This window comes from Streptomyces sp. NPDC013317 (assembly GCF_055563155.1).
Window position 1 is genome coordinate 257,533 of record NZ_JBVHDX010000007.1, and the last position, 20,093, is coordinate 277,625.

Sequence of the window (20,093 nt, forward strand, 5' to 3'; positions counted from 1 at the left end):
TGCCGCCCGGCTCCCCGAGCGGCACATCATCAGCGGGTGCCCAGCGTCCAGCGGGGCCCGTCGGGGCTGTCCTCGATGGCGAGGCCGGACTGGCCGAGCTGGTCGCGGATCGCGTCCGCGGTCGCCCAGTCCTTGCGCTCGCGGGCCGACTCACGCTGCTGGAGCACGAGCCGTACGAGGGTGTCGACGACGCCGTGGAGCTCTTCGCCGCGGTCGGTCTCCTCGGCCCAGTGCGGGTCGAGGGGGTCGAGGCCGAGGACGCCGAGCATGGCCCGGACCTCGCCGAGGCGGGCGATGGCCTCGTCCTTGTCGTCCGCGGCCAGCGCGCTGTTGCCCTGGCGCACGGTGGTGTGGATGATCGCGAGCGCCTGCGGGACGCCCAGGTCGTCGTCCATCGCCTCGGCGAAGGCGGGCGGCACCTCGGGGGCGGGCGGGACGGTCTTGCCCGCCTTCTCGGTGACGCGCTGGACGAAGCCCTCGATCCGCGCGAACGCGGACTCGGCCTCGCGCAGGGACTCCTCGCTGTACTCGATCATCGAGCGGTAGTGCGGGGTGCCCAGGTAGTAGCGCAGGACGATGGGGCGCCAGTGCTTGACCATCTCGGAGACGAGCACCGAGTTGCCGAGCGACTTGGACATCTTCTCGCCGCTCATGGTGACCCAGGCGTTGTGCACCCAGTACGAGGCGAAGTCGTCGCCGAAGGCCTTGGCCTGGGCGATCTCGTTCTCGTGGTGGGGGAAGATCAGGTCGAGGCCGCCGCCGTGGATGTCGAAGGCGGAGCCGAGGTACTTGTGGGCCATGGCCGAGCACTCCAGGTGCCAGCCGGGGCGGCCGCGGCCCCACGGGGTCTCCCAGTCGGGCTCGCCGGGCTTGGTGGCCTTCCACATGGCGAAGTCGCGCGGGTCGCGCTTGCCGGTGATGCCTTCCTCGGCGGGCTGGCGCAGGTCGTCGATGTCCTGGTTGGACAGGGCGAGGTAGCCGGGGAAGGAGCGGACGTCGAAGTAGACGCTGCCGTCGGCCTCGTAGGCGTGTCCGCGCTCGATGAGGCCGCGCATCATCTCGATCATCTCGGTGATGTGGCCGGTGGCGCGGGGCTCGTAGGTGGGCGGCAGGCAACCGAGGGCGTCGTAGCCGGAGTTGAACGCGCGCTCGTTCTCGTAGCCGATGGACCACCAGGGGCGGCCCTGGTCGCCGGCCTTGGCGATGATCTTGTCGTCGATGTCGGTGACGTTGCGGATGAACGTGACGTCGTAGCCGCGGTACTCGAACCAGCGGCGCATGATGTCGAAGTTCAGCCCCGACCGGATGTGGCCGATGTGCGGGGCGGCCTGGACGGTGGCACCACAGAGGTAGATCGAGACGCAGCCCGGTGTGAGCGGGGAGAAGTCACGGATCTGCCGGGCGCTGGTGTCGTACAGGCGAATAGTCACCACTCCAGGGTAGTGGGCGTGTGGTAGTGCCCCGCGACCGATTGCGGCTCGCCGGGCGGGATTTTTCCGGCGGTACGTCAGGCGGGGCGGGGTCCGGCAGGTCCGGCAGGTCCGGCAGGGCGGTCGGGTCCGGCAGGTCCGGCAGGGCGGTCGGGCACGCGGGGCCGGAAGCCCGGCCACCGCCGTCCGGCCGCGAGGAGGGACGGCGGGGGCCTGCAACGGTCAGGGCCGGCGGTAGACCAGGGCCGTCGCCAGTGCCGCCAGGCCTTCCGCCCGGCCGGTGAGGCCGAGGCCGTCCGTGGTCGTGCCGGAGACGGAGACGGGGGCGCCGACGGCCGCGCTCAGCGCCTTCTGCGCTTCGTCGCGGCGCTTGCCGACCTTGGGGCGGACGCCGATGACCTGGACGGCGACGTTCCCGATCTCGTACCCCTCGGCGCGGACGATCCGGGCGGCCTCCGTGAGGAGCGTGACGCCGGAGGCGCCGGACCACTCGGGCCGGGAGGTGCCGAAGTGGGCGCCGAGGTCGCCGATGCCGGCGGCGGAGAAGAGGGCGTCGCAGGCGGCGTGGGCGGCGACGTCGCCGTCCGAGTGCCCGGCGAGGCCGTACCCGTCGTTCTCGGGGCCGTCCCACAGCAGGCCGGCGCACCACAGCTCGCGGCCCTTCTCGAAGGCGTGGACGTCGGTGCCGATGCCGGTGCGCGGGATCGGCGGGAGGTCAGAAGCCATCGTTGGCCCTCCTGCGGGCGAGTACGGCCTCGGCCAGTACGAGATCGAGGGGACGGGTCACCTTGAACGCCTCCTCGTGGCCGGGGACGACCACGACCGGCGCGCCGAGCCGCTCGACCATGCCGGCGTCGTCGGTGGCGCCGTCACCGGTGAGGGCGACGGTCGCGTGGGCGTTGACGAGGGTCTCGTACTCGAAGCCCTGCGGGGTCTGTACGGCGCGCAGCCGGGCGCGCTCGGGTGTGGCGACGACGCTCTCGGGGTCGCCCTTCGTCTCCGCGGGCTCGACCTCCTTGACGGTGTCGGCGACCGGCAGGGCGGGCACGACGGCGACGGCCCCGTCCCGTACGGCCTCGATGACGGCGTCGACGGTGTCGACGGGCACGAGCGGGCGGGCCGCGTCGTGGACGAGGACGGTCGAGACGCCCTCGGGGAGCGCGGCGAGGCCGAGCCGTACGGATTCCTGGCGCGTGTCGCCGCCGGGGACGACGAGGTAGTCGGTGCGCTCGGGCAGCGCGTGGGCGTCGAGGAGGTTCTTGACCTCGGCGGCACCGTCGGAGGGCGCGACCACGACGACGAGGGAGACGGCGCGGGAGGCCGCCATCGCCCGGACGGCGTGGATGAGCATGGGGGTGCCGTTCAGCGCGCGGAGCGCCTTGGGGGCGCCCGGGCCGAGGCGTACGCCCCGGCCCGCCGCGGGGATCACAGCGGCGGTGCGCGCGGGACGCGTTTCGTCTGTCATCGGTTGCACTCCGGCAGGTTTGTTTGCTCGGCCGACATGGGTATGGCCTTGGGGGTCCCCCCGGACGAAGTCTGGGGGAGTGCTGGACGCGACGCCTTGACCGGGCCCTTTCCGTGACGACGGTCGGGGCGTTGCGAGTGGCACAGAGCCGTGGGACGCGAGGGGGGCAGGGGTACGGGAGCTTCGTGGACGGACGCGTCACGAGACGGACGTCACCCCGAGATCACCCGGACGTGAGATCGACCGGACGCGAGACCGACCGGAAGATCACCCGGCGCAGTCGGCAGTGCTGGAGCGCGTCGGGAGGATCACCCGGTCCGGACACGAAACATGCCGCAGCGCCCGGCGACAGCGCTGTGTGTGGGACACAGCACGTCATCGGGCACCGCGGCATAGCCTTCGCTCAGGACGCGAGGACCTCGTCGAGGAGAGCCTCGGCCTTGTCCTCGTTCGTGTTCTCCGCGAGCGCCAGCTCGCTCACCAGGATCTGCCGAGCCTTGGCGAGCATGCGCTTCTCACCTGCGGAGAGACCGCGCTCGCGCTCCCGGCGCCACAGGTCGCGGACCACTTCGGCGACCTTGATGACATCGCCGGAGGCGAGCTTCTCGAGGTTCGCCTTGTAGCGCCGGGACCAGTTCGTGGGCTCCTCGGCATACGGCGCGCGCAGCACCTCGAAGACCCGGTCAAGACCGTCCTGACCAACCACATCGCGAACACCGACGAACTCCGCATTGTCCGCCGGCACACGAACCGTCAGGTCGCCCTGGGCGACCTTGAGCACCAAGTAGGTCTTGTCCACGCCTTTGATCTGGCGAGTTTCGATGGCCTCGATCAGCGCGGCCCCGTGATGGGGATAGACCACGGTGTCGCCAACCTTGAACGTCATGTGACAGGTACCCCTTCCGTGGCTATCCAGGGTAACACGGAAACTGCTTCTTCTGAATGGCGTTTTCGCAGGTCAGGGCATATCTCAGGGCTTGACAACAGCGACGCGAACGTGCTGCGCAGGGCTTCCGGAAGCCGGTATTCGCAGGTCGGAGCGGCTGTACGGACGGAGAGAAACGCGCCCGCCACACCTGCCCGGAGCACCCCGGAGGAGGTGGGATGTCCCGTTTTGCCGGTTTCGGAGCGGACATCTTCGCGTACTCCGTTCGAGGATCGGTCACCCGTGCGGATGCATCCCGGACCGAATCCCGAATTGATCACCCGACGGTGTGACTCGGGCTTTTCCGTGAGGCGCGTGAGGGAATGCGCGGACGGTCACCGAATTGATCAAGTCTGTTATGTGAACGGAGCGCCAATGCGACGTGATCCGGCCACGGCGAAGGCGATCACGAAGCGAGTGGCGACCGCGGCCCCAGGGCCCGGGGGCTCGAAGGGGCGGGTCGGGTGCGGGACGGAGAGGGTGGCTCGGTAACCTAAGCCCGCTGACGCACCTTTAGCTCTTCCTTAGCCGGTTGGTCCTGAGCTCGACTCCAGCCGGTCGTCCCTGCCCGTCCGTACGTCCAAGGAGTTGCCGCCGCCGTGAGCCGCAGCCTTCGACGCGGCGCCCTCGCCGCCACCGCCATCGTGATCTCGATCGCCTCGCTGTCCGCCTGTGGCGCCGGCAACGACGCGCAGACGCTCGGCGTCCGGCCTGACAACGCCGCCGTCACCGTCGAGGACGTCAAGATCCAGAACGCCCTCGTGATCACCCAGCCGACCACCGGGGCCCCGGGCCCGGCCGTCGTCTCCGCCACGGTGTTCAACAACGGCAGCGCGCCGCAGACGCTCGACTCGATCACGCTCGGTGGCTCCCCCGCGCCGGTGGTGCTCAAGGCCGCCACGGGCTCCGGCCCGATCACGATCCCCGCGGGCGGCTCGGTCGTCATCGGCGGCAAGGGCAACGCCTCCGCCACGATCGAGAACGGCCACGAGGCCGTGAAGGACGGCGACGGCCAGGAACTCGTCTTCAAGCTCAGCCGGACCGGGGACGTCTCCCTGGCGGCCTTCGTCGTCCCGGCGACCGGCTACTTCGCCGAGTACGGTCCGACCGAGATCCCGCAGCCCCCGGCCGCCAAGCCGACCGCCACCGCGACGCCGACCGGCGACGCCGGCCACGGCGGCGAGGCCACCCCGACGGGCACCGCGACCCCCACGGGCACCGCCACGCCGGCCGGCACCGCCACGCCCACGGGCGGCGCGAGCAGCTCGACCGGTCACTGACACTCCCGTCACACCCGTACGCGGAAGGGGCGCCCCACCGGATCACTCCGGCGGGGCGCCCCTTCACGTACGGACGCAGACCTCGTGGCCGTGTACGGCGGTTTACGGCTCGAACTTGTAGCCGAGGCCGCGCACCGTCACCAGGTACCGCGGCGCGCCCGGGTCGGGCTCGATCTTCGCGCGCAGGCGCTTGACGTGGACGTCGAGGGTCTTGGTGTCGCCCACGTAGTCGGCGCCCCAGACCCGGTCGATCAGCTGCATACGGGTCAGGACGCGGCCCGCGTTCCGCAGCAGCATCTCCAGGAGGTCGAACTCCTTCAGCGGGAGGTCGACCTTGCCGCCGGAGACCGTGACGACGTGGCGGTCCACGTCCATCCGGACCGGGCCGGCCTCCAGGGCGGCGGGCGTGACCTCCTCCGGCTCACCGCGGCGGCGCAGCACCGCGCGGATGCGGGCGACCAGCTCCCGCGAGGAGAAGGGCTTCGTCACATAGTCGTCGGCTCCTATTTCCAGCCCGACGACCTTGTCGATCTCGCTGTCCTTGGCGGTCACCATGATGACCGGGACGTTCGAGCGGCCGCGGAGCTGGCGGCAGACCTCGGTGCCGGGCAGCCCCGGCAGCATGAGGTCGAGGAGGACGAGATCCGCCCCGTTGCGCTCGAACTCGTCGAGGCCGTCGGGCCCGGTCGCGGCGACCGCGACCTCGAAGCCTTCCTTGCGAAGCATGTACGACAGGGCGTCGCTGAAGGATTCCTCATCCTCGACGACAAGCACTCGGGTCACGGAAGGACCTCCGGGGCAGGGAGCGGTTCGGTCATGAGATCGGGGGTGGGGGAGGCGGGCGGGCGGCGGTCCCGTACGGCGCCCGCCTCGGGCAGCCGCAGGGTGAACGTGGAGCCCTGGCCTTCGGTGCTCCAGACGGTGACCTCTCCGCCGTGCGAGGCGGCCACGTGCTTGACGATGGCGAGACCGAGCCCCGTGCCTCCGGTGGCACGGGAGCGGGCGGGGTCGACGCGGTAGAAGCGCTCGAAGACCCGCTCGCGGTCCTTCTCGGAGATGCCGATGCCCTGGTCGGTCACCGCTATCTCGATCAGGTCGCCGCCGGGTGCCGAGACACGGCGGGCCGCGATGCCCACCCGCGTACGGGCCGGTGAGTAGTTGACGGCGTTCTCGACGAGATTGCCGAGGGCCGCGGCGAGCTGTCCACGGCTGCCCCACACGTGCAGGTCCGCGGTGCCTCCCGAGGCCATGGTGATCTGCTTGGTGGAGGCCGCGTGCCGGGAGCGGTCGATGGCCTCGGCGACCAGCTCGTCCACCCGTACCGGCTCGGAGTCCTCCAGCGGGTCGTCGTTCTGTACCCGGGAGAGGTCGATGAGCTCCTGTACGAGGTTGGTCAGGCGGGTCGCCTCGATCTGCATGCGGCCGGCGAAGCGGGTGACCGCCTCGGGGTCGTCCGAGGCGTCCATGACAGCCTCGGAGAGCAACGAGAGGGCGCCTGTCGGAGTCTTGAGCTCATGACTCACGTTGGCGACGAAGTCGCGCCGTACCGCTTCGATACGGCGGGCCTCGGTCAGGTCTTCGACCAGGAGCAGCACCAGGCGGGAGCCGAGCGGGGCGACGCGGGCGGAGACCGCGAGGGCCTCACCGCGTCCCGTACCGCGCCGGGGCAGGTCGAGCTCGACCTGCCGTATCTCCCCGTCGCGGCGGGTGTCGCGGGCCATGTTGAGCATGGGCTCGACGGCCAGCTTTCCGCCGCGGACCAGACCGAGGGCGTACGCCGCCGAGCTGGCCTTGACCACGGAGTCGCTCTCGTCGAGCACGACCGCGGAGGATCGCAGCACGGAAAGCACGGTGTCGACGCCGGGCGGGAGCACTGCGTCGGTGTGCAGGGAGGTCCGGGTGGGTCGCGCCTGGTCGCGCTCGCTCCAGCGGAACGCCAGCATGGCGATCACGCCGGTGCACACCCCGGCGATCGCTGCCAATGCGGCGACCGCCGCGTTCACGTCCATGCCATCCAGGTTATGCGGGCCGGTGGACACTCTCCCAGCCGTCCGTGTGGCTGCTCGAACAGTCGTCGCCCAGAGTTCACCGTAGGGACTGTGCTGGTTCATTTGGCCTGGCCGGAACAACGGCGTACGTCGCTCAGAGTTCACCGAGGGGAAAGGGTTCATTCACTTGGGGTGGACGCGCCTGACTTGTCGGCGGTCGAACGTGGGAGCGTGGGGGTCCGAGCACGAGCGGACCCCGGACGACTGCGAGAGAGGGACATCGATGCGGGACGCGTATCACGAGGAACTTGACTCGATCGGCGAGGGCCTGGTCGAGATGGCCCGCCTGGTCGGGTCGGCGATCGGGCGCGCCACGACGGCCATGCTCGACGCCGACCTGAAGCTCGCGGAGAGCGTGATCGCCGCGGACCAGAAGGTCGACGACCTGCAGCACGACCTGGAGGCCCGGGCGATAGCGCTTCTGGCCCGCCAGCAGCCGGTGGCGACGGACCTGCGGATCGTGGTGACCTCGCTGCGCATGAGCGCGGACCTGGAGCGGTCGGGCGACCTGGCGCAGCACGTGGCGAAGCTGGCGCGGCTGCGGTTCCCGGACACGGCCGTGCCGCGCGACCTGCACGCGACGATCCTGGAGATGGGTCAGCTGGCGCAGCGCCTGATGGCGAAGGCGGCGGAGGTCATCATCACGAAGGACGTCGACCTGGCGCTCCAGCTGGAGCAGGACGACGACGAGATGGACCTGCTGCACCGGACGCTGTTCCAGCATCTGATGGACGACCGCTGGAGGCACGGCATCGAGACGGCGGTCGACGTGACGCTGCTGGGCCGCTACTACGAGCGGTTCGCGGACCACGCGGTGTCGGTGGCGAAGCGCGTGGTGTACCTGGTGACGGGCGAGCACGCGGACGAGCTCCAGCAGTCGGACGCCCCGGTCGAAGGCGCGTAGCCCTCGGGCGGGCGAGTCGGGCGGCGGCGCGAACGGCGCCGGCTGCGGGCGGAGGCTCGCACTCCTGTGCGCCGTTGATGCGCCCGGTGGGCTGGGCATGCAATGGGGGGAGGCGATGTACGCCTTCGAGGAGGGACCCCCATGGCCGAATCCGCCACGACCACCGAACCCCAGCAGGAGCCGCCGCGCGGCGCGGTCCTCCTGCCCGTCCTCGGCGCCTGCGGGTGCGGCGCGGGCTGCGGCTGCGGCTGCCAGTCCGGCGGACCGTGCCAGTGCGGGGGCTGCTCGGGGTAGCCGTCGGACCGAAAGGCCCCGCCCGGGATTCGCCCCCGGGCGGGGCTTTTCCCGCGGGGCCTTTCACGCGGTGGCTTTCACGCGGGGCCTTCACGCGGGGCTTTAGGCAGGGCTTTATACGCAGGGCTCTTCACACGAGCCTTTCACGCGGGGCTTTTCGCGTCGCCGTCGCGGCGGCCTCACACGTCGAGCACACCGACCGGCTGCCCCCCGGTGGTCTCACCGGTCTCGCGGAAGCCCAGCTTGCGGTAGAAGTCGCCGGGGCCGTCCTCGTCCCCCTCCCACGACACGTACATCAGACTGCCGCCCCGCCGCCGTATCTCCTCACGCACCGCCTCGACGGCGAAGCGCCCGTATCCCTTGCCCTGGTGATCGGCGGAGATGTTGAGCCGCCAGAGCCCGCTGCGGTAGTCCTCGGGGTCCTTCTTCGGGGCCCACTGGATGTCGAGGAAGGCCATCAGGAAGCCGACGAGCTCGTCGCCGTCGAAGATGAGGCGGGGCCAGGCGGGCTCACCGAAGGCGTACGCCTCCGCCAGCGAGTTCGCGACGGGGGCGACGTTCTTCTCCTGGTGGGGATGGACGCGCAGGGCGATCGCGGCGTCGACGTTGTCGGGGGTGATCTTCTCGAGACGGAGTGCGGTAGACATGACGCGGAGGCTAACGACACCTCGGGGACGACGCTCGTGAATAGGCCGCGCCGCGTAGTCGGCGGGCGGGCCGCGGTCGGGCTTCCCCCGGCAGGATGAGCCGGGCGGCGCTCTCGGCGTCGTCGACGTTGCCGGCCCCGCGGCCTGCCGCCGCGGACGGACTCAGCGCCAGTCGTCGATCACATAGGCGTCCGGGTGGCTGTAGCCGGACTCGTTGGGCCTGTGCATGGTCACGCCTTGGAGCCAGGTACGGAAGCCGCGGTGGATCATGCGCCGGTACGCATCCTCGCGGGCCAGGTTCATTCCGGCGTCCAGTTGCCCCAACCCCTTCTCGACGGCCAGCTGCTCGCACGCGTCCAGCAGTCGTTCGAACCGGCCCGCGGCGTCCGGGCCCGGGCGCACCACGCCGAACTTGACGAAGCACACGTCCTCACCGGCCTCCGACCCCGCCCCGCAGTGGCAGACAGCCATTCCGTCGAGCTCGGATTCGGCGCCCACCAGAAGGATGGTGTCACCGAGCCCCTGAGCCTGCGTGGCCGTGATCTCGCGCTCCAGGCTCAGGCCCTCGTACACGGCCCCCGTCAGTACGCGACTGCGGCTCAGTGCGCCGGTCCGCTCAGCGGCGGTCAGCTCGCTGTACAGCACTCGCCCGGAGACCGCGGCACCGCCGGCGACCTGTTTCCTCATGACGGCCGTGAGGAACCGGGGCCAGAAGCCGTACCGGCGGTAGAGCTCGAGGTGCTTGGGACTGTGCGAGAAGGTGAACAGGCCGAGGTGGCGGGTCTGCCAGGTGTCGAAGCAGGCCATGACCGGTTCCATGAGGCGCCGGCCGATGCCCTGGTCCCACAGATCCGGACGCACGGTCAGCGGGCCGAAGAACCCGACGCTGCCCCAGTCGGCGGCGAAGTTCGATCCGACGACCTCGCCGTCGACGGTCGCCACGAAGGCCGCGTGCGGATCTGCCGCCCAGCGGGTGCGGACATAGTCGGCGGTCGCGAAGAACGTCTCCGGCTCAGGGTCCCCGAGGAAGGTCCCGAAGGCGACCCTGAAGATCGCGTCGGCCCGATCCAGGTCCGGCTCGGCCAGTGGACGGACCGACACCGAGGCGGCGACATCCGTTCGCTTCGCTCCGGGCATGATCGCTCTCCCTTCCGCCCCCGCTTCCATCGCACCACGGCCCTGACGGACCCGCAGAAGGCCCCGGGCACGAAGAAGCCCCCTCCCGGCGGGGAAACCGCAGGTAGGGGGCTCTTTCGTGAGTGAGAGTTACTTCTTGCCCTGGTTCTTCACGGCCTCGATCGCCGCGGCCGCCGCCTCCGGGTCGAGGTAGGTGCCGCCCGGGTTGAGGGGCTTGAAGTTCTCGTCCAGCTCGTAGGAGAGCGGGATGCCCGTCGGGATGTTCAGGCCCGCGATGGCCTCGTCCGAGATGCCGTCCAGGTGCTTGACCAGCGCGCGCAGGCTGTTCCCGTGGGCCGCGATCAGGACCGTCTTGCCGTCCAGGAGGTCCGGGACGATGCCGTCGTACCAGTACGGCAGCATGCGGTCGACGACGTCCTTCAGGCACTCCGTCCGCGGACGGAGCTCCGGCGGAATCGTCGCGTAGCGCGGGTCGGCCGACTGGGAGAACTCCGTGCCGTCCTCGAGCGCCGGCGGCGGGGTGTCGTACGAGCGGCGCCAGAGCATGAACTGCTCCTCGCCGAACTCCGCGAGCGTCTGCGCCTTGTCCTTGCCCTGGAGCGCACCGTAGTGACGCTCGTTCAGGCGCCAGGAGCGGTGGACCGGGATCCAGTGGCGGTCGGCGGACTCCAGGGCGAGCTGCGCCGTGCGGATGGCGCGCTTCTGGAGGGAGGTGTGCAGCACGTCGGGCAGCAGGCCGGCGTCCTTGAGCAGCTCACCGCCGCGGACCGCCTCCTTCTCGCCCTTCTCGGTGAGGTTGACGTCCACCCAGCCGGTGAACAGGTTCTTGGCGTTCCACTCGCTCTCGCCGTGGCGGAGGAGGATCAGCTTGTACGGTGCGTCGGCCATGCGCCCGAGCCTAATCGACGCCCGACGATTGACGTGCACCGTCAATTCGCTGGCGTCCGGCGTATGAGATGCGTAAGTTACGGGTGCCGCTAGAGGGACTTACATACACGGGGGGCCGGCCACACATGTCCATCGACTCGCTCAGACGATCAGCACGCGCGACGGTCTCCGGACTCCCCTCCGGCTTCTGGTGGCTCTGGCTCTCCACCCTGGTGAACCGGACCGGCGCCTTCGTGCTCACCTTCCTCTCCCTCTACCTCACCCGGGAGCTCGGCCACTCCGCCTGGTTCGCCGGACTCGTCGTCGCCCTCCACGGTCTCGGCGGCGTCGCCGGCTCCCCGCTCGGCGGCACGCTCACCGACAAGTGGGGCCGACGGCCCACGATGGTCACGATGCACCTGGTGACGGCATCCTGTGCCGCCGCCCTCGCGCTGGTCTCCACCGGCTGGGGCGTCGCGGCCGTCGTCCTGGTGATGGGCGTCTCCATGCAGGCCGTCCGGCCGTCCATCTCGGCGACCATCACCGACATGGTCCCCGAGCACGACCGCCGCCGGGCCTTCGCCCTCAACTACTGGGCCCTCAACCTCGGCTTCGCCGTCGCCGCCTTCGGCGGTGGCGCCGCGATCTTCCTCGGCTACCGCACTCTCTTCGTCGTCGAGGCCGTCGCGGTCACGCTCTGCGCCCTGATCGTCTTCCTCCGCCTTCCCGAGACACGCCCCGAGGCCCGCCGGAATCCGGCCGGCGAGATCGTCGAGAAGGACCGCGTCAGCGTCCTGGACGTCCTGCGCGACGCCCCCTTCCGTACGCTCGTCCTCCTCAACCTCCTCGTCTGCCTCGTCTTCACCGCACCCTGGGTCGGCCTGCCCCTCACCATGGCGGCGGCCGGACTGGAGCCGGGTGCGTACGGCGCCGTCATCGCCGTCAACGGTGTCGTGATCGTCGCCTTCCAGCTGCTGGTCAACAAGGTGACCGAGAAGCGCTCCCCTGCCGCGCTGCTCACCGTCTCCTCGCTGCTCTTCGCCGTCGGCACCGGGGCCACGGCCCTCGCCGGCACCCCGCTGGTCTTCGCGGCCACCGTCGTCGTGTGGACCATCGGCGAGATGGTCCACGTCCCCACCAACGCCGCCGCGACCGCCAAGCTCGCCCCCGAGCACGCCCGCGGCCGCTACCAGGGCGTGATGGGCATGTCCTGGGCACTGTCCGGCTTCCTCGCGCCGATCCTCGCGGGCTGGGTCGTCGACGGACCGGGGCCGGACTACCTCTGGATGGGCACCGCCGTCATCGGAGCCGTCGCGGCGATCGGCTACACGACCCGGCTCCGCAAGGCCCTCGCGGACGACACCCCGGTGGACGCGTCGCCGACGCTCACCAAGCCCGTGGCCACCCTCGCGGAAGCGCCCTCACTCACCCAGCCCGTGGCCGCCGGCGCCCGCGAGCCCGAGCCGCAGGACGCGGCCTCGTGACACTCCGGCTCCCCCGTCCCTGAGTCCGCGAAGCCCCCGGCCCCTCCCCTCGGCGCCGGGGGCTCTCGCGCGTCAGCGGCCGAGCGCCCGCTGGGGCTCGTACAGGTTCCGGGGGCGGACCGAGCCGCATGGCACGGCCATGGCGAGTACGGAAGGGGTCGTGCAGGGTCCGCCCAGGAGCGCCCGATCCCGCGCGATGACGGCGGGCGGAGAGTCAGTTCGCGGGCTTCTGGGTCAGGTGGGTGAACGCGTCGAGGTTGCGGGTCGACTCGCCGCGCGAGACCCGCCACTCGTACTCGCGCCGGATCGCGCTCGCGAAGCCCAGCTCCAGGAGCGTGTTGAAGGAGCCGTCCGCCGCTTCGAGGACAGAGCCGAGGAGCCGGTCCAGCTCGTCCGGGGTGACGGCGGCCAGCGGCAGCTTGCCGGTCAGATAGATGTCGCCCAGGCCGTCGACCGCGTAACTCACGCCGTACAGCTTGAGGTTGCGCTCCAGAAGCCAGCGGTGGACGCCCGGCTCGTTCTCGTCGGGGTGACGGATGACGAAGGCGTTGAGCGAGAGGGAGTGGCGGCCGACGCGCAGCGACAGGGTGGTGAAGAGCTTGCGCGTCCCGGGGAGTTTCACCACGTACGAGCCGGGCTCGGGCGACTCCCACTCCAGTTCGGCGTCCTTGAGGGTGTCCTCGACGACCTGCCGTACGTCCTCAGCTCGATCAGCCATGGTGCGAGCGTACGCGACGGCGATGATCGTGCATCGCCGCCGTGTACACGTCCGCCGTTCCCGACGCCGCCGTGTCCCAGCCGAAGGACTCCGCGTGCCGCGCCGCCGCCGCGCCCATCCGGCCGGCGAGCGCGGGGTCGGCCAGGAACCGCCCGAGCGCGTGGGCGTAGTCGGCCGGGTCGTGGCCCGGGACGAGGAAGCCGGTGGCGCCGTCCCGTACCGCGACCGGAAGGCCGCCCACCGCGGCCGCGACGACCGGGGTCCCGGCCGCCTGCGCCTCTATGGCGACCAGACCGAACGACTCGCTGTACGAGGGCATGACCAGCACCGACGCCGCCCGGAACCAGTCCGCGAGCCGGTCCTGGCCGACCGGCGGGTGGAAGCGGACGATGTCCGCGATGCCCAGCCGCGCGGCGAGCTTCTGCAGCCCCTCGGGCTTGGCGAGGCCGCTGCCGCTCGGCCCGCCGACGATCGGCACGATCATGCGCGAGCGCAGCGACGGATCCCGGTCGAGGAGCACGGCCGCGGCCCGCAGCAGGATGTCGGGGGCCTTCAGCGGCTGGATACGGCCCGCGAAGACCGGGATGAAGGCGTCGGCGGGCAGCCCGAGGCGGGCGCGGGCGGCGGCGCGGCCGTCGGCGGGGCGGAAGTGGTCCAGGTTCACGCCCGGGTGGACGACGGCGACCTTCGCCCGCTCCGCCTCGTAGAAGCGGACGAGCTCGTCGGCCTCCTCGGCGGTGTTGGCGATCAGCCGGTCGGCGGCGGAGACGATCTGCGTCTCGCCGATCACCCGCGCCGCGGGCTCGGGGGTGTCGCCCTCGGCGAGCGCCGCGTTCTTGACCTTGGCCATGGTGTGCATGGCGTGGACGAGCGGGACGCCCCAGCGCTCGGCAGCGAGCCAGCCGACGTGCCCGGAGAGCCAGTAGTGGGAGTGGACGAGGTCGTAGTAGCCGGGACGGTGGCCCGCCCAGGCCCGCATCACACCGTGCGTGAAGGCGCAGAGCTGGGCCGGCAGCTCCTCCTTGGCCAGGCCCTCGTAGGGCCCGGCGTCCACATGGCGTACGAGAACGCCCGGGGCGAGCTCGACGGCCGGGGCGAGGCCGCCGGTGGTGGCCCGGGTGAAGATCTCGACCTCGATGTCGATGGCGGCCAGGCGCTTGGCCAGCTCGACGATGTAGACGTTCATGCCGCCCGCGTCGCCGGTGCCCGGCTGGTGGAGGGGCGAGGTGTGGACGCTGAGCATGGCCACCCGGCGCGGGGTCCGGTGACGTCCGGGGAGCCGGAGCCGGGGCGGCGTCGCCAGGGAGCCGGCGAGCCGGGACACGTACTGGCTCACGTCGACGGTCCTTCCGCTGAGAGGAGGGCGGGCCTTGCGGGGTGGTGCGGGCGGTGCGGGCGGCGCGGGCCCGCGGGTGCGGGCACGGCTAAAGGGACGCGTAGTGCGTCCTTCACGCCCGACAACACCGGAATGCCGCCATCCATTTCCGTTTTGCCAATTCATTGCCGTGCACCCACGGCGTGGCGCGCCCCTTACCCTCGTTCCATGGCCCCGCGCACCACGCTCCGCACCCCGAGCCGCCCCGTCGGCACGGCCACCCGCGGGACCACCAACCCCAACCGGCTGCGCCGCATGGACCGCTGGATCGCCGCCGTCCACGGCGCGGCCCTGCGCCGCTCCGCCGAGCCGCCCGTCGCCGTCGACCTGGGCTACGGGGCCGCCCCCTGGACCGCCGTGGAGCTCCTGGCCCGGCTACGCGCGGCCGACCCGCGTACCGAGGTCGTCGGCATCGAGATCGAGCCGGCCCGGGTCGCCGCCGCCCGTCCGTACGAGACGGAGGGGCTCACCTTCCTGCACGGCGGCTTCGAGGTCCCCGTACCGGGCGAGGTCGCGCTGATCCGGGCCGCGAACGTGCTGCGGCAGTACGACGAGGACGAGGTGGCCGCGGTCTGGGCGCGGCTGTGCGCGCGGCTGGCGCCGGGAGGGCTGCTCGTCGAGGGAACCTGCGACGAGATCGGGCGGCGCCACGTGTGGGTGGCGCTCGACCGCACCGGTCCGCGGACGGTGACGTTCGCGACCCGCCTCGGCTCGCTCGACCGGCCGTCGGACCTCGCGGAGCGGCTCCCGAAGGCGCTGATCCACCGCAACGTGCCCGGCGAACCGGTGCACGCGTTCCTCCGCGACTTCGACCGGGCGTGGGCGGCGGCCGCTCCGTTCGCCTCGCTCGGCGCGCGGCAGCGCTGGATCCGGGCCGTACGCGATCTGGCGGCGGATTGGCCCCTGACGGACGGGCACCGGCGGTGGCGCCAGGGCGAAGTGACGGTCGGCTGGGAAGCACTCGCGCCCCGCTGACGGACGCGCGCCGCTCGCAGTGCCACCCGAAGGGTCGTCCGAAGAGTCACCTGAAGGGCCGTCCGGATGCCAACTGCCGGTGAATTCGCGGCACGTCGGGAACGCAACACCCACCTCACTCGTCCCCTGTGGGGGAAAGTGACCGACAGGGCCCGGTATCCCCTGTTGCTTTCGCGTTCCGCGTGGCACCATCACCAAGGTCACGACGAAGTTACTGACGGTAAATCAGATACCGGTGCGGGCCGTACGAGGGGGAGCTTGTGAACCGACGCCGCCGTGTCAACGCCGCGATCACCGTGGTCTGCGCCCTGACGGTGCTGGCCTCGCCCGCGCTGACGCTCCAGGCCTCGGCGGCCCCGGCCGCTCCCAAGGCGGCACCCGCCTCGCCCGCGGCACCCACCGCACCCGCGGCTCCGCTCCCGCCCGACGCTCCGAAGAAGACCCTCGAAGAGGTGCGCAAGGAGATCGACGGCCTGTACCGGAAGGCGGCCGCCGCCACCGACGCGTACAACCTCGCCGAGGAGCAGACCAAGGAACAGTCCGCCGAGATCGTGCGGCTGGCCAAGATGATCGTCGCCGGACGCGAGAAGATCGACGCGCTCAAGGCGCAGGCGGGTGCGGCGGCCCGTGCCCAGTACCGCAACGGCGGGCTTCCCGAGGGCGCCCAGTTCGTCCTCACCGACGACCCGCAGCTCTTCCTGGACAACGCCGGCCGGCTCAAGGAGGGCCAGAAGGCCACCAAGGACCTGCTGGCCGAAATGACGAGGACGCAGGCCCAGTTGACCGTCTACGCCAAGGACGCGGGCACCAACTGGACCAAGCTGGAGGCCAACCGCGTCAAGCAGGCCGGGGCGAAGAAGGACATCGAGGAGAAGATAGCCGCCGCCAAGAAGCTCGAGTCCGAGCTGGCGGCCGAGGAGCGCGCGCGGCTGCTGCGCCTGGAGGAGCAGGAGCAGTACCGGGCGCAGACCGCCTGGCTGGACACCGGTGTCCTCAAGGGCCTGAACAACACGGCGACTCCCCAGGGCAGGCGGGCCGTGGAGTTCGCGACGGCGCAGATCGGCAAGCCGTACGTGTGGGGGGCCGAGGGCCCGGACTCGTACGACTGCTCGGGGCTGACCCAGCGGGCCTGGGGCAAGGCGGGCCGGAACATCCCGCGCACCTCGCAGGAGCAGTGGCGCCTGCTGCCCAGGGTGGACATCAAGGACATGCGGCCGGGCGATCTGATCGTCTACTACAAGGACGCCAGTCATATCGGGATGTACGTCGGAAACGGGGCGATGGTGCACGCACCGCGTCCGGGGCGGAACGTGACCCTCGCGGGTGCGGGTTCGATGGAGATCCTGGGAGTCGTCCGCCCGGAGTGACCCACGCCACCGGAGGGCTCCGTTCCGGAGGCCCTCCGGCGTGATGTTCGTCATGGCTCCGCGGGCAACAACCTCCCCATGCGCGGCATATGCCAAGGGACCATCGATGCTCGTACCGTGATCGCCATTCCGCTGCCCGGTGCGGTACCGCTATGGTCCCCGTCTGGCGGGACGTCGTTCGTCGCCCCGCCGCGCCCTCGGGGGGAGGGAAGGAAACCACGACCGATGCCCGTACCCGTACCGCGCCAGAGAATCGTCTCTGCTGAGGCGCCCGGCGCTGTGCCCGCTGTGACAGGCACCGATCTCACGCTGCTCGTCGTCGAGGACGACCCGGCGGGTGCCCTCGCCGTCCCCGAGATGCTCGACGACGTCGACGGGACCCGCGTCCGCATCCGTACCGCCCGGAACCTCACCGAGGCCGAGCGGCTCCTCACCGACGACGTGCACTGCGTCCTCGTCGACCTGGCCCTCCCCGGGCCCCGCGCCGCCGGCGACGACACGCTCGCGCCCCTGCGCCACATCCTGCGGCTCGCGCCGCGCCACGCCGTCCTGGCGCTCGCGGCCTCGGCCGACGCGGAGCTGGCGGCGGAGGCCGTACGGGTCGGGGCCCAGGACCACCTCTTCCGCGAGGAGCTCGACGGCCGGCTGCTGAGCCGGGCCATCCGCTACGCGGTCGAGCGCAAGCGGGCCGACGCGGTGCAGGTGAAGCTCACCGAATCGCGGCTGCGGGCCCAGGAGAACGCCCGGCTGGAGCGCGGGCTGCTCCCCACCCCGCTCCTGGAGGGCTCCGACCTGCGGTTCGCCGCCCGCTACCGGCCCGGCCGCTCCCGCGCGCTGCTCGGCGGCGACTTCTACGACACCGTCCGCACCCCCGACGGCACGGTCCACGCGATGATCGGCGACGTCTGCGGGCACGGTCCCGACGAGGCGGCGCTCGGCGTGGAGCTGCGCATCGCGTGGCGCGCGCTCACCTTCGCGGGCCTCTGCGGTGACGAGCTGCTCTCCACGCTCCAGCGCGTCCTGGAACACGAGCGGGAGAGCGAGGAGATCTTCGCGACGCTCTGCACGGTCGACATCGCCCCCGACGGTCGCCGGGCGGGCCTCTGCCTGGCCGGGCACCCCGCGCCGCTGATCGCCCGCAAGGACCGGCCCGCGCGGCTGCTCCCGTACGAGGACGGCGGCCCGGCCCTCGGCCTGCTGCCGCGCGCCCGCTGGCCCCGGCGACAGGTGGAGCTGGGCGGGGCGTGGAGCCTGCTGATGTACACGGACGGTCTGATCGAGGGCCGCTCGGCGGGCCCGGGGTCGCCCCGGCTCGGCCAGGACGGGATGGTCGAGATGATCAACCGGCAGCTGGCGGAGGGCCTGCGGGGCGAGGAGCTCCTGGAGGCGGCGGTGGCGGAGGTGCGCTCGCTGAACGGCGGGGAGCTGACGGACGACGTGGCGGTCCTGGCACTGGAAAGGGCCCGGGGCTGACCCCGGGCCCCTTGGGTCCCATCGAACGTCTCGTACGGGTGGTGCGGTGCCGGTGACGGTGCCGTTCGGGCGGGTACCGCCACAGGCCCTGCTTGCGGCACCTGAGGCCGTACCGCCCGACCGGCTCCGCGCTTCTACCGGCCGCCGTTGTAGGGACCGTACGGACCGTCGCTGCTCGATCCGCCGCGCCGGCCGCCGCCGCCCGAGATCTGCTTGATGGCGGGCCGCACGTCGACCATGAAGACGATGGCGGCGATGACCCCGGCGATCTGCAGGAAGAACATGTCCAGAACCAGGTTCAGGACGAGGTTGATGCCGAGGATGATCAGCCAGAACTTCTTGGTCTGCTTGCCGGCCGCGCGATACGCGTCCTCGCGTGCCATGGCGGCGAAGACGAACGAGACGACGGCGAAGCCGAGGAAGACCAGGTCCGTCACCAGGGAGAGACCGAGGTCGAATCCGTCGCGCAACATGTCTGAACCGCCTAGTCAGTGATGGGGAGCCCTCGCGGCCAAGGTACCCGGTACAACGCGCCGGGCACCCCGATTGGTGCCCGGGTTACTTCTCGGTGGCGGTGACCGGCTTCTTGGCCGGCGCCTTGCGGGCGGTGGTCTTGCGGGCGGGCTTGGACGCCTCGGCCGTACCGGCGGGCTCGGCCGTCTTGGCGGCGGGCACCTGGGCGGCCTTGGACTCGGCCTTCTTCGCCTCCGGCGCGCTCGCCGGCTCCGGCTCGACGACCACCGCGATCTCGGTGATCTCCTCGGCCACCTCACCGCGCCACGCCCGGACGGCCTCCTCGCCGTGGGCGGCGACCTCCTCGTACTTCTCGCGCGCCTTGACCGCGTACTCGGCGGCCACGCCGACGCTCCGCAGGGCCAGGTCCTGAGCGGTCTCGCCGAGCTTCTTCAGGTCGGTGTCGAGGTTGCCGACGACCTCGGCGAGCTTCGACTGCACGGTGGCCTGGGCCTCCTTGGCCCGGTCCGTGACCTTCTCCTGCACGGCCTTGGGGTCGGTGTTGCGGACGGCGTCGATGCGCGCGGGCGCCTCGGCGGCGATCTGCTCGATCAGGCCGGGGACCTTCTTGGCCTGCTGGACGGCGAGGTCGGCGGTGCCGGCGGCGAAGTAGAGGGGGGTACGCAGTTCTTCGATGATGGCCATGGTGGTGGTCCTCCCGGATGTGTACGTACTAGCTCGGGGTGGGTCCGGCTGTGACGCCGGTGGCATCGGTGGTACCGGCGGCGTCGGCGGCGTCGGTCGCCTGGACCGCCCCGGCCGCTTCGGCCGCCTCGGCGGCGTTCTCCTTGCGGAAGGAGTCGTAGATCTGGAGCAGCACCTGCTTCTGCCGCTCGCTTATGGAGGGGTCGGCCAGGATGACGGCGCGCGTCTCCAGCTCGTCCCGCTCCTTCTCGTCGAGGATTCCGGCCCGCACGTACAGCGTCTCGGCGGAGATCCGCAGGGCCTTGGCGACCTGCTGCAGCACCTCGGCGCTTGGCTTGCGCAGGCCGCGCTCGATCTGGCTCAGATACGGATTGGACACCCCCGCGGCCTCCGCGAGCTGCCGCAACGACAGCTGCGCGGTGCGCCGCTGCTCACGGAGGTACTCGCCAAGGTTGCCGACGTTGAGTGATGCCATGACGGTGACGATGACATCCAGCGCTAACTTTTGCAAGCAGGCGCTTGCAGGAGTGTCGCACCTCACCGCGC

At 71.4% G+C, this 20,093-nt stretch carries 21 protein-coding genes; 7 read left to right on the forward strand and 14 right to left on the reverse strand.

Going from position 1 to position 20,093, the window contains the following annotated elements:
* Positions 1-29: 29 nt before the first annotated feature.
* The 4 genes from cysS to ACZ3IJ_RS20545 form a co-directional block, all read right to left on the reverse strand.
* A complete protein-coding gene (gene cysS / locus ACZ3IJ_RS20530) occupies positions 30-1,430 on the reverse strand; it encodes a cysteine--tRNA ligase (protein ID WP_391800309.1) in 1,401 nt (466 codons plus the stop codon).
* Between the two features lie 222 nt (positions 1,431-1,652).
* The gene (gene ispF, locus ACZ3IJ_RS20535; protein ID WP_467470113.1) at positions 1,653-2,156 is read right to left on the reverse strand and encodes a 2-C-methyl-D-erythritol 2,4-cyclodiphosphate synthase; all 504 of its coding nucleotides are present in this window, start codon (positions 2,154-2,156) and stop codon (positions 1,653-1,655) included.
* Positions 2,146-2,895, reverse strand: a complete 750-nt coding sequence (gene ispD, locus ACZ3IJ_RS20540; RefSeq protein WP_467470115.1) for a 2-C-methyl-D-erythritol 4-phosphate cytidylyltransferase — start codon at positions 2,893-2,895, stop codon at positions 2,146-2,148. Before ispD ends, ispF begins: the two co-directional genes overlap by 11 nt.
* A 403-nt stretch (positions 2,896-3,298) precedes the next feature.
* Positions 3,299-3,781 (reverse strand): CarD family transcriptional regulator, encoded by a 483-nt coding sequence (locus ACZ3IJ_RS20545; RefSeq protein ID WP_003953493.1) that lies wholly within the window; start codon positions 3,779-3,781, stop codon positions 3,299-3,301.
* A 638-nt stretch (positions 3,782-4,419) separates the two neighbouring features.
* Between ACZ3IJ_RS20545 and ACZ3IJ_RS20550 the strand changes: the two genes are divergently transcribed.
* Positions 4,420-5,100, forward strand: coding sequence for a DUF461 domain-containing protein (locus ACZ3IJ_RS20550; protein WP_467470117.1), 681 nt, complete (start codon positions 4,420-4,422; stop codon positions 5,098-5,100).
* Positions 5,101-5,202: 102 nt separating this feature from the next.
* Here ACZ3IJ_RS20550 and phoP read toward each other — a convergent pair whose 3' ends face one another.
* The gene (gene phoP, locus ACZ3IJ_RS20555; protein WP_465270246.1) at positions 5,203-5,874 is read right to left on the reverse strand and encodes a two-component system response regulator PhoP; all 672 of its coding nucleotides are present in this window, start codon (positions 5,872-5,874) and stop codon (positions 5,203-5,205) included.
* 5 nt (positions 5,875-5,879) lie between these two features.
* Positions 5,880-7,109, reverse strand: coding sequence for a two-component system sensor histidine kinase PhoR (gene phoR / locus ACZ3IJ_RS20560; RefSeq protein ID WP_451054963.1), 1,230 nt, complete (start codon positions 7,107-7,109; stop codon positions 5,880-5,882).
* 262 nt (positions 7,110-7,371) lie between these two features.
* Here phoR and phoU point away from each other — a divergent pair, with 262 nt between their 5' ends.
* Together phoU and ACZ3IJ_RS20570 are read left to right on the forward strand one after the other, a co-directional pair.
* Positions 7,372-8,052, forward strand: a complete 681-nt coding sequence (phoU, locus tag ACZ3IJ_RS20565) for a phosphate signaling complex protein PhoU (protein WP_391800304.1) — start codon at positions 7,372-7,374, stop codon at positions 8,050-8,052.
* 141 nt (positions 8,053-8,193) lie between these two features.
* Complete coding sequence (locus ACZ3IJ_RS20570) at positions 8,194-8,346, forward strand: hypothetical protein (RefSeq protein ID WP_467470121.1); 153 nt, start codon at positions 8,194-8,196, stop codon at positions 8,344-8,346.
* Positions 8,347-8,525: 179 nt separating this feature from the next.
* On the opposite strand, the gene ACZ3IJ_RS20575 is transcribed toward ACZ3IJ_RS20570, so the two are convergent.
* The 3 genes from ACZ3IJ_RS20575 to ACZ3IJ_RS20585 form a co-directional block, all read right to left on the reverse strand.
* Positions 8,526-8,993: a GNAT family N-acetyltransferase gene (locus ACZ3IJ_RS20575; protein WP_467470123.1), complete on the reverse strand. Its 468-nt coding sequence runs from the start codon at positions 8,991-8,993 to the stop codon at positions 8,526-8,528.
* A gap of 162 nt (positions 8,994-9,155) precedes the next feature.
* Positions 9,156-10,130, reverse strand: a complete 975-nt coding sequence (locus ACZ3IJ_RS20580) for a GNAT family N-acetyltransferase (protein ID WP_467470125.1) — start codon at positions 10,128-10,130, stop codon at positions 9,156-9,158.
* A gap of 129 nt (positions 10,131-10,259) precedes the next feature.
* Positions 10,260-11,018: a phosphoglyceromutase gene (locus ACZ3IJ_RS20585; RefSeq protein ID WP_391800297.1), complete on the reverse strand. Its 759-nt coding sequence runs from the start codon at positions 11,016-11,018 to the stop codon at positions 10,260-10,262.
* A gap of 125 nt (positions 11,019-11,143) precedes the next feature.
* On the opposite strand from ACZ3IJ_RS20585, the gene ACZ3IJ_RS20590 reads away from it, so the two are divergent.
* Positions 11,144-12,481, forward strand: a complete 1,338-nt coding sequence (locus tag ACZ3IJ_RS20590; RefSeq protein ID WP_467470127.1) for an MDR family MFS transporter — start codon at positions 11,144-11,146, stop codon at positions 12,479-12,481.
* A 214-nt stretch (positions 12,482-12,695) separates the two neighbouring features.
* Here ACZ3IJ_RS20590 and ACZ3IJ_RS20595 read toward each other — a convergent pair whose 3' ends face one another.
* Together ACZ3IJ_RS20595 and mshA are read right to left on the reverse strand one after the other, a co-directional pair.
* Positions 12,696-13,199 carry a type III secretion system chaperone family protein gene (locus ACZ3IJ_RS20595; RefSeq protein WP_467470129.1) on the reverse strand — a complete coding sequence of 168 codons (504 nt, stop codon included), beginning with the start codon at positions 13,197-13,199 and terminating at the stop codon, positions 12,696-12,698.
* On the reverse strand, positions 13,192-14,535 hold the full coding sequence (mshA, locus tag ACZ3IJ_RS20600) for a D-inositol-3-phosphate glycosyltransferase (protein WP_467470131.1): 1,344 nt from the start codon (positions 14,533-14,535) through the stop codon (positions 13,192-13,194). The genes ACZ3IJ_RS20595 and mshA overlap by 8 nt, the downstream gene beginning before the upstream one ends.
* A gap of 207 nt (positions 14,536-14,742) precedes the next feature.
* Between mshA and ACZ3IJ_RS20605 the strand changes: the two genes are divergently transcribed.
* From ACZ3IJ_RS20605 to ACZ3IJ_RS20615, 3 genes are all read left to right on the forward strand, one after another.
* Entirely contained in the window at positions 14,743-15,549 is an 807-nt protein-coding gene (locus tag ACZ3IJ_RS20605; RefSeq protein ID WP_467470133.1) for a class I SAM-dependent methyltransferase, read from the forward strand.
* A 260-nt stretch (positions 15,550-15,809) separates the two neighbouring features.
* Complete coding sequence (locus ACZ3IJ_RS20610) at positions 15,810-16,916, forward strand: C40 family peptidase (protein ID WP_467470135.1); 1,107 nt, start codon at positions 15,810-15,812, stop codon at positions 16,914-16,916.
* Between the two features lie 225 nt (positions 16,917-17,141).
* Positions 17,142-18,389 (forward strand): PP2C family protein-serine/threonine phosphatase, encoded by a 1,248-nt coding sequence (locus ACZ3IJ_RS20615; protein WP_467470138.1) that lies wholly within the window; start codon positions 17,142-17,144, stop codon positions 18,387-18,389.
* Between the two features lie 134 nt (positions 18,390-18,523).
* On the opposite strand, the gene ACZ3IJ_RS20620 is transcribed toward ACZ3IJ_RS20615, so the two are convergent.
* The 3 genes from ACZ3IJ_RS20620 to ACZ3IJ_RS20630 all read right to left on the reverse strand — a co-directional run bounded on the left by ACZ3IJ_RS20620 (position 18,524) and on the right by ACZ3IJ_RS20630 (position 20,022).
* Positions 18,524-18,862, reverse strand: a complete 339-nt coding sequence (locus tag ACZ3IJ_RS20620; RefSeq protein WP_467470140.1) for a DUF2516 family protein — start codon at positions 18,860-18,862, stop codon at positions 18,524-18,526.
* Positions 18,863-18,947: 85 nt separating this feature from the next.
* Positions 18,948-19,547 (reverse strand): hypothetical protein, encoded by a 600-nt coding sequence (locus ACZ3IJ_RS20625; RefSeq protein WP_467470141.1) that lies wholly within the window; start codon positions 19,545-19,547, stop codon positions 18,948-18,950.
* Positions 19,548-19,575: 28 nt separating this feature from the next.
* Entirely contained in the window at positions 19,576-20,022 is a 447-nt protein-coding gene (locus ACZ3IJ_RS20630; RefSeq protein WP_467470143.1) for a helix-turn-helix domain-containing protein, read from the reverse strand.
* Positions 20,023-20,093 lie beyond the last annotated feature (71 nt).

Coding starts and splice junctions, on each gene's coding strand:
- ispD (WP_467470115.1), bottom strand. CDS start 2,895: ATGACAGACGAAACGCGTCCCGCGCGCACCGCCGCTGTGATCCCCGCG.
- phoR (WP_451054963.1), bottom strand. CDS start 7,109: ATGGACGTGAACGCGGCGGTCGCCGCATTGGCAGCGATCGCCGGGGTG.
- ACZ3IJ_RS20575 (WP_467470123.1), bottom strand. CDS start 8,993: ATGTCTACCGCACTCCGTCTCGAGAAGATCACCCCCGACAACGTCGAC.
- ACZ3IJ_RS20615 (WP_467470138.1), top strand. CDS start 17,142: ATGCCCGTACCCGTACCGCGCCAGAGAATCGTCTCTGCTGAGGCGCCC.
- ACZ3IJ_RS20620 (WP_467470140.1), bottom strand. CDS start 18,862: ATGTTGCGCGACGGATTCGACCTCGGTCTCTCCCTGGTGACGGACCTG.
- phoU (WP_391800304.1), top strand. CDS start 7,372: ATGCGGGACGCGTATCACGAGGAACTTGACTCGATCGGCGAGGGCCTG.
- ACZ3IJ_RS20590 (WP_467470127.1), top strand. CDS start 11,144: ATGTCCATCGACTCGCTCAGACGATCAGCACGCGCGACGGTCTCCGGA.
- ispF (WP_467470113.1), bottom strand. CDS start 2,156: ATGGCTTCTGACCTCCCGCCGATCCCGCGCACCGGCATCGGCACCGAC.
- ACZ3IJ_RS20580 (WP_467470125.1), bottom strand. CDS start 10,130: ATGCCCGGAGCGAAGCGAACGGATGTCGCCGCCTCGGTGTCGGTCCGT.
- ACZ3IJ_RS20605 (WP_467470133.1), top strand. CDS start 14,743: ATGGCCCCGCGCACCACGCTCCGCACCCCGAGCCGCCCCGTCGGCACG.
- ACZ3IJ_RS20545 (WP_003953493.1), bottom strand. CDS start 3,781: ATGACGTTCAAGGTTGGCGACACCGTGGTCTATCCCCATCACGGGGCC.
- ACZ3IJ_RS20625 (WP_467470141.1), bottom strand. CDS start 19,547: ATGGCCATCATCGAAGAACTGCGTACCCCCCTCTACTTCGCCGCCGGC.
- ACZ3IJ_RS20630 (WP_467470143.1), bottom strand. CDS start 20,022: ATGGCATCACTCAACGTCGGCAACCTTGGCGAGTACCTCCGTGAGCAG.
- ACZ3IJ_RS20570 (WP_467470121.1), top strand. CDS start 8,194: ATGGCCGAATCCGCCACGACCACCGAACCCCAGCAGGAGCCGCCGCGC.
- ACZ3IJ_RS20595 (WP_467470129.1), bottom strand. CDS start 13,199: ATGGCTGATCGAGCTGAGGACGTACGGCAGGTCGTCGAGGACACCCTC.
- ACZ3IJ_RS20585 (WP_391800297.1), bottom strand. CDS start 11,018: ATGGCCGACGCACCGTACAAGCTGATCCTCCTCCGCCACGGCGAGAGC.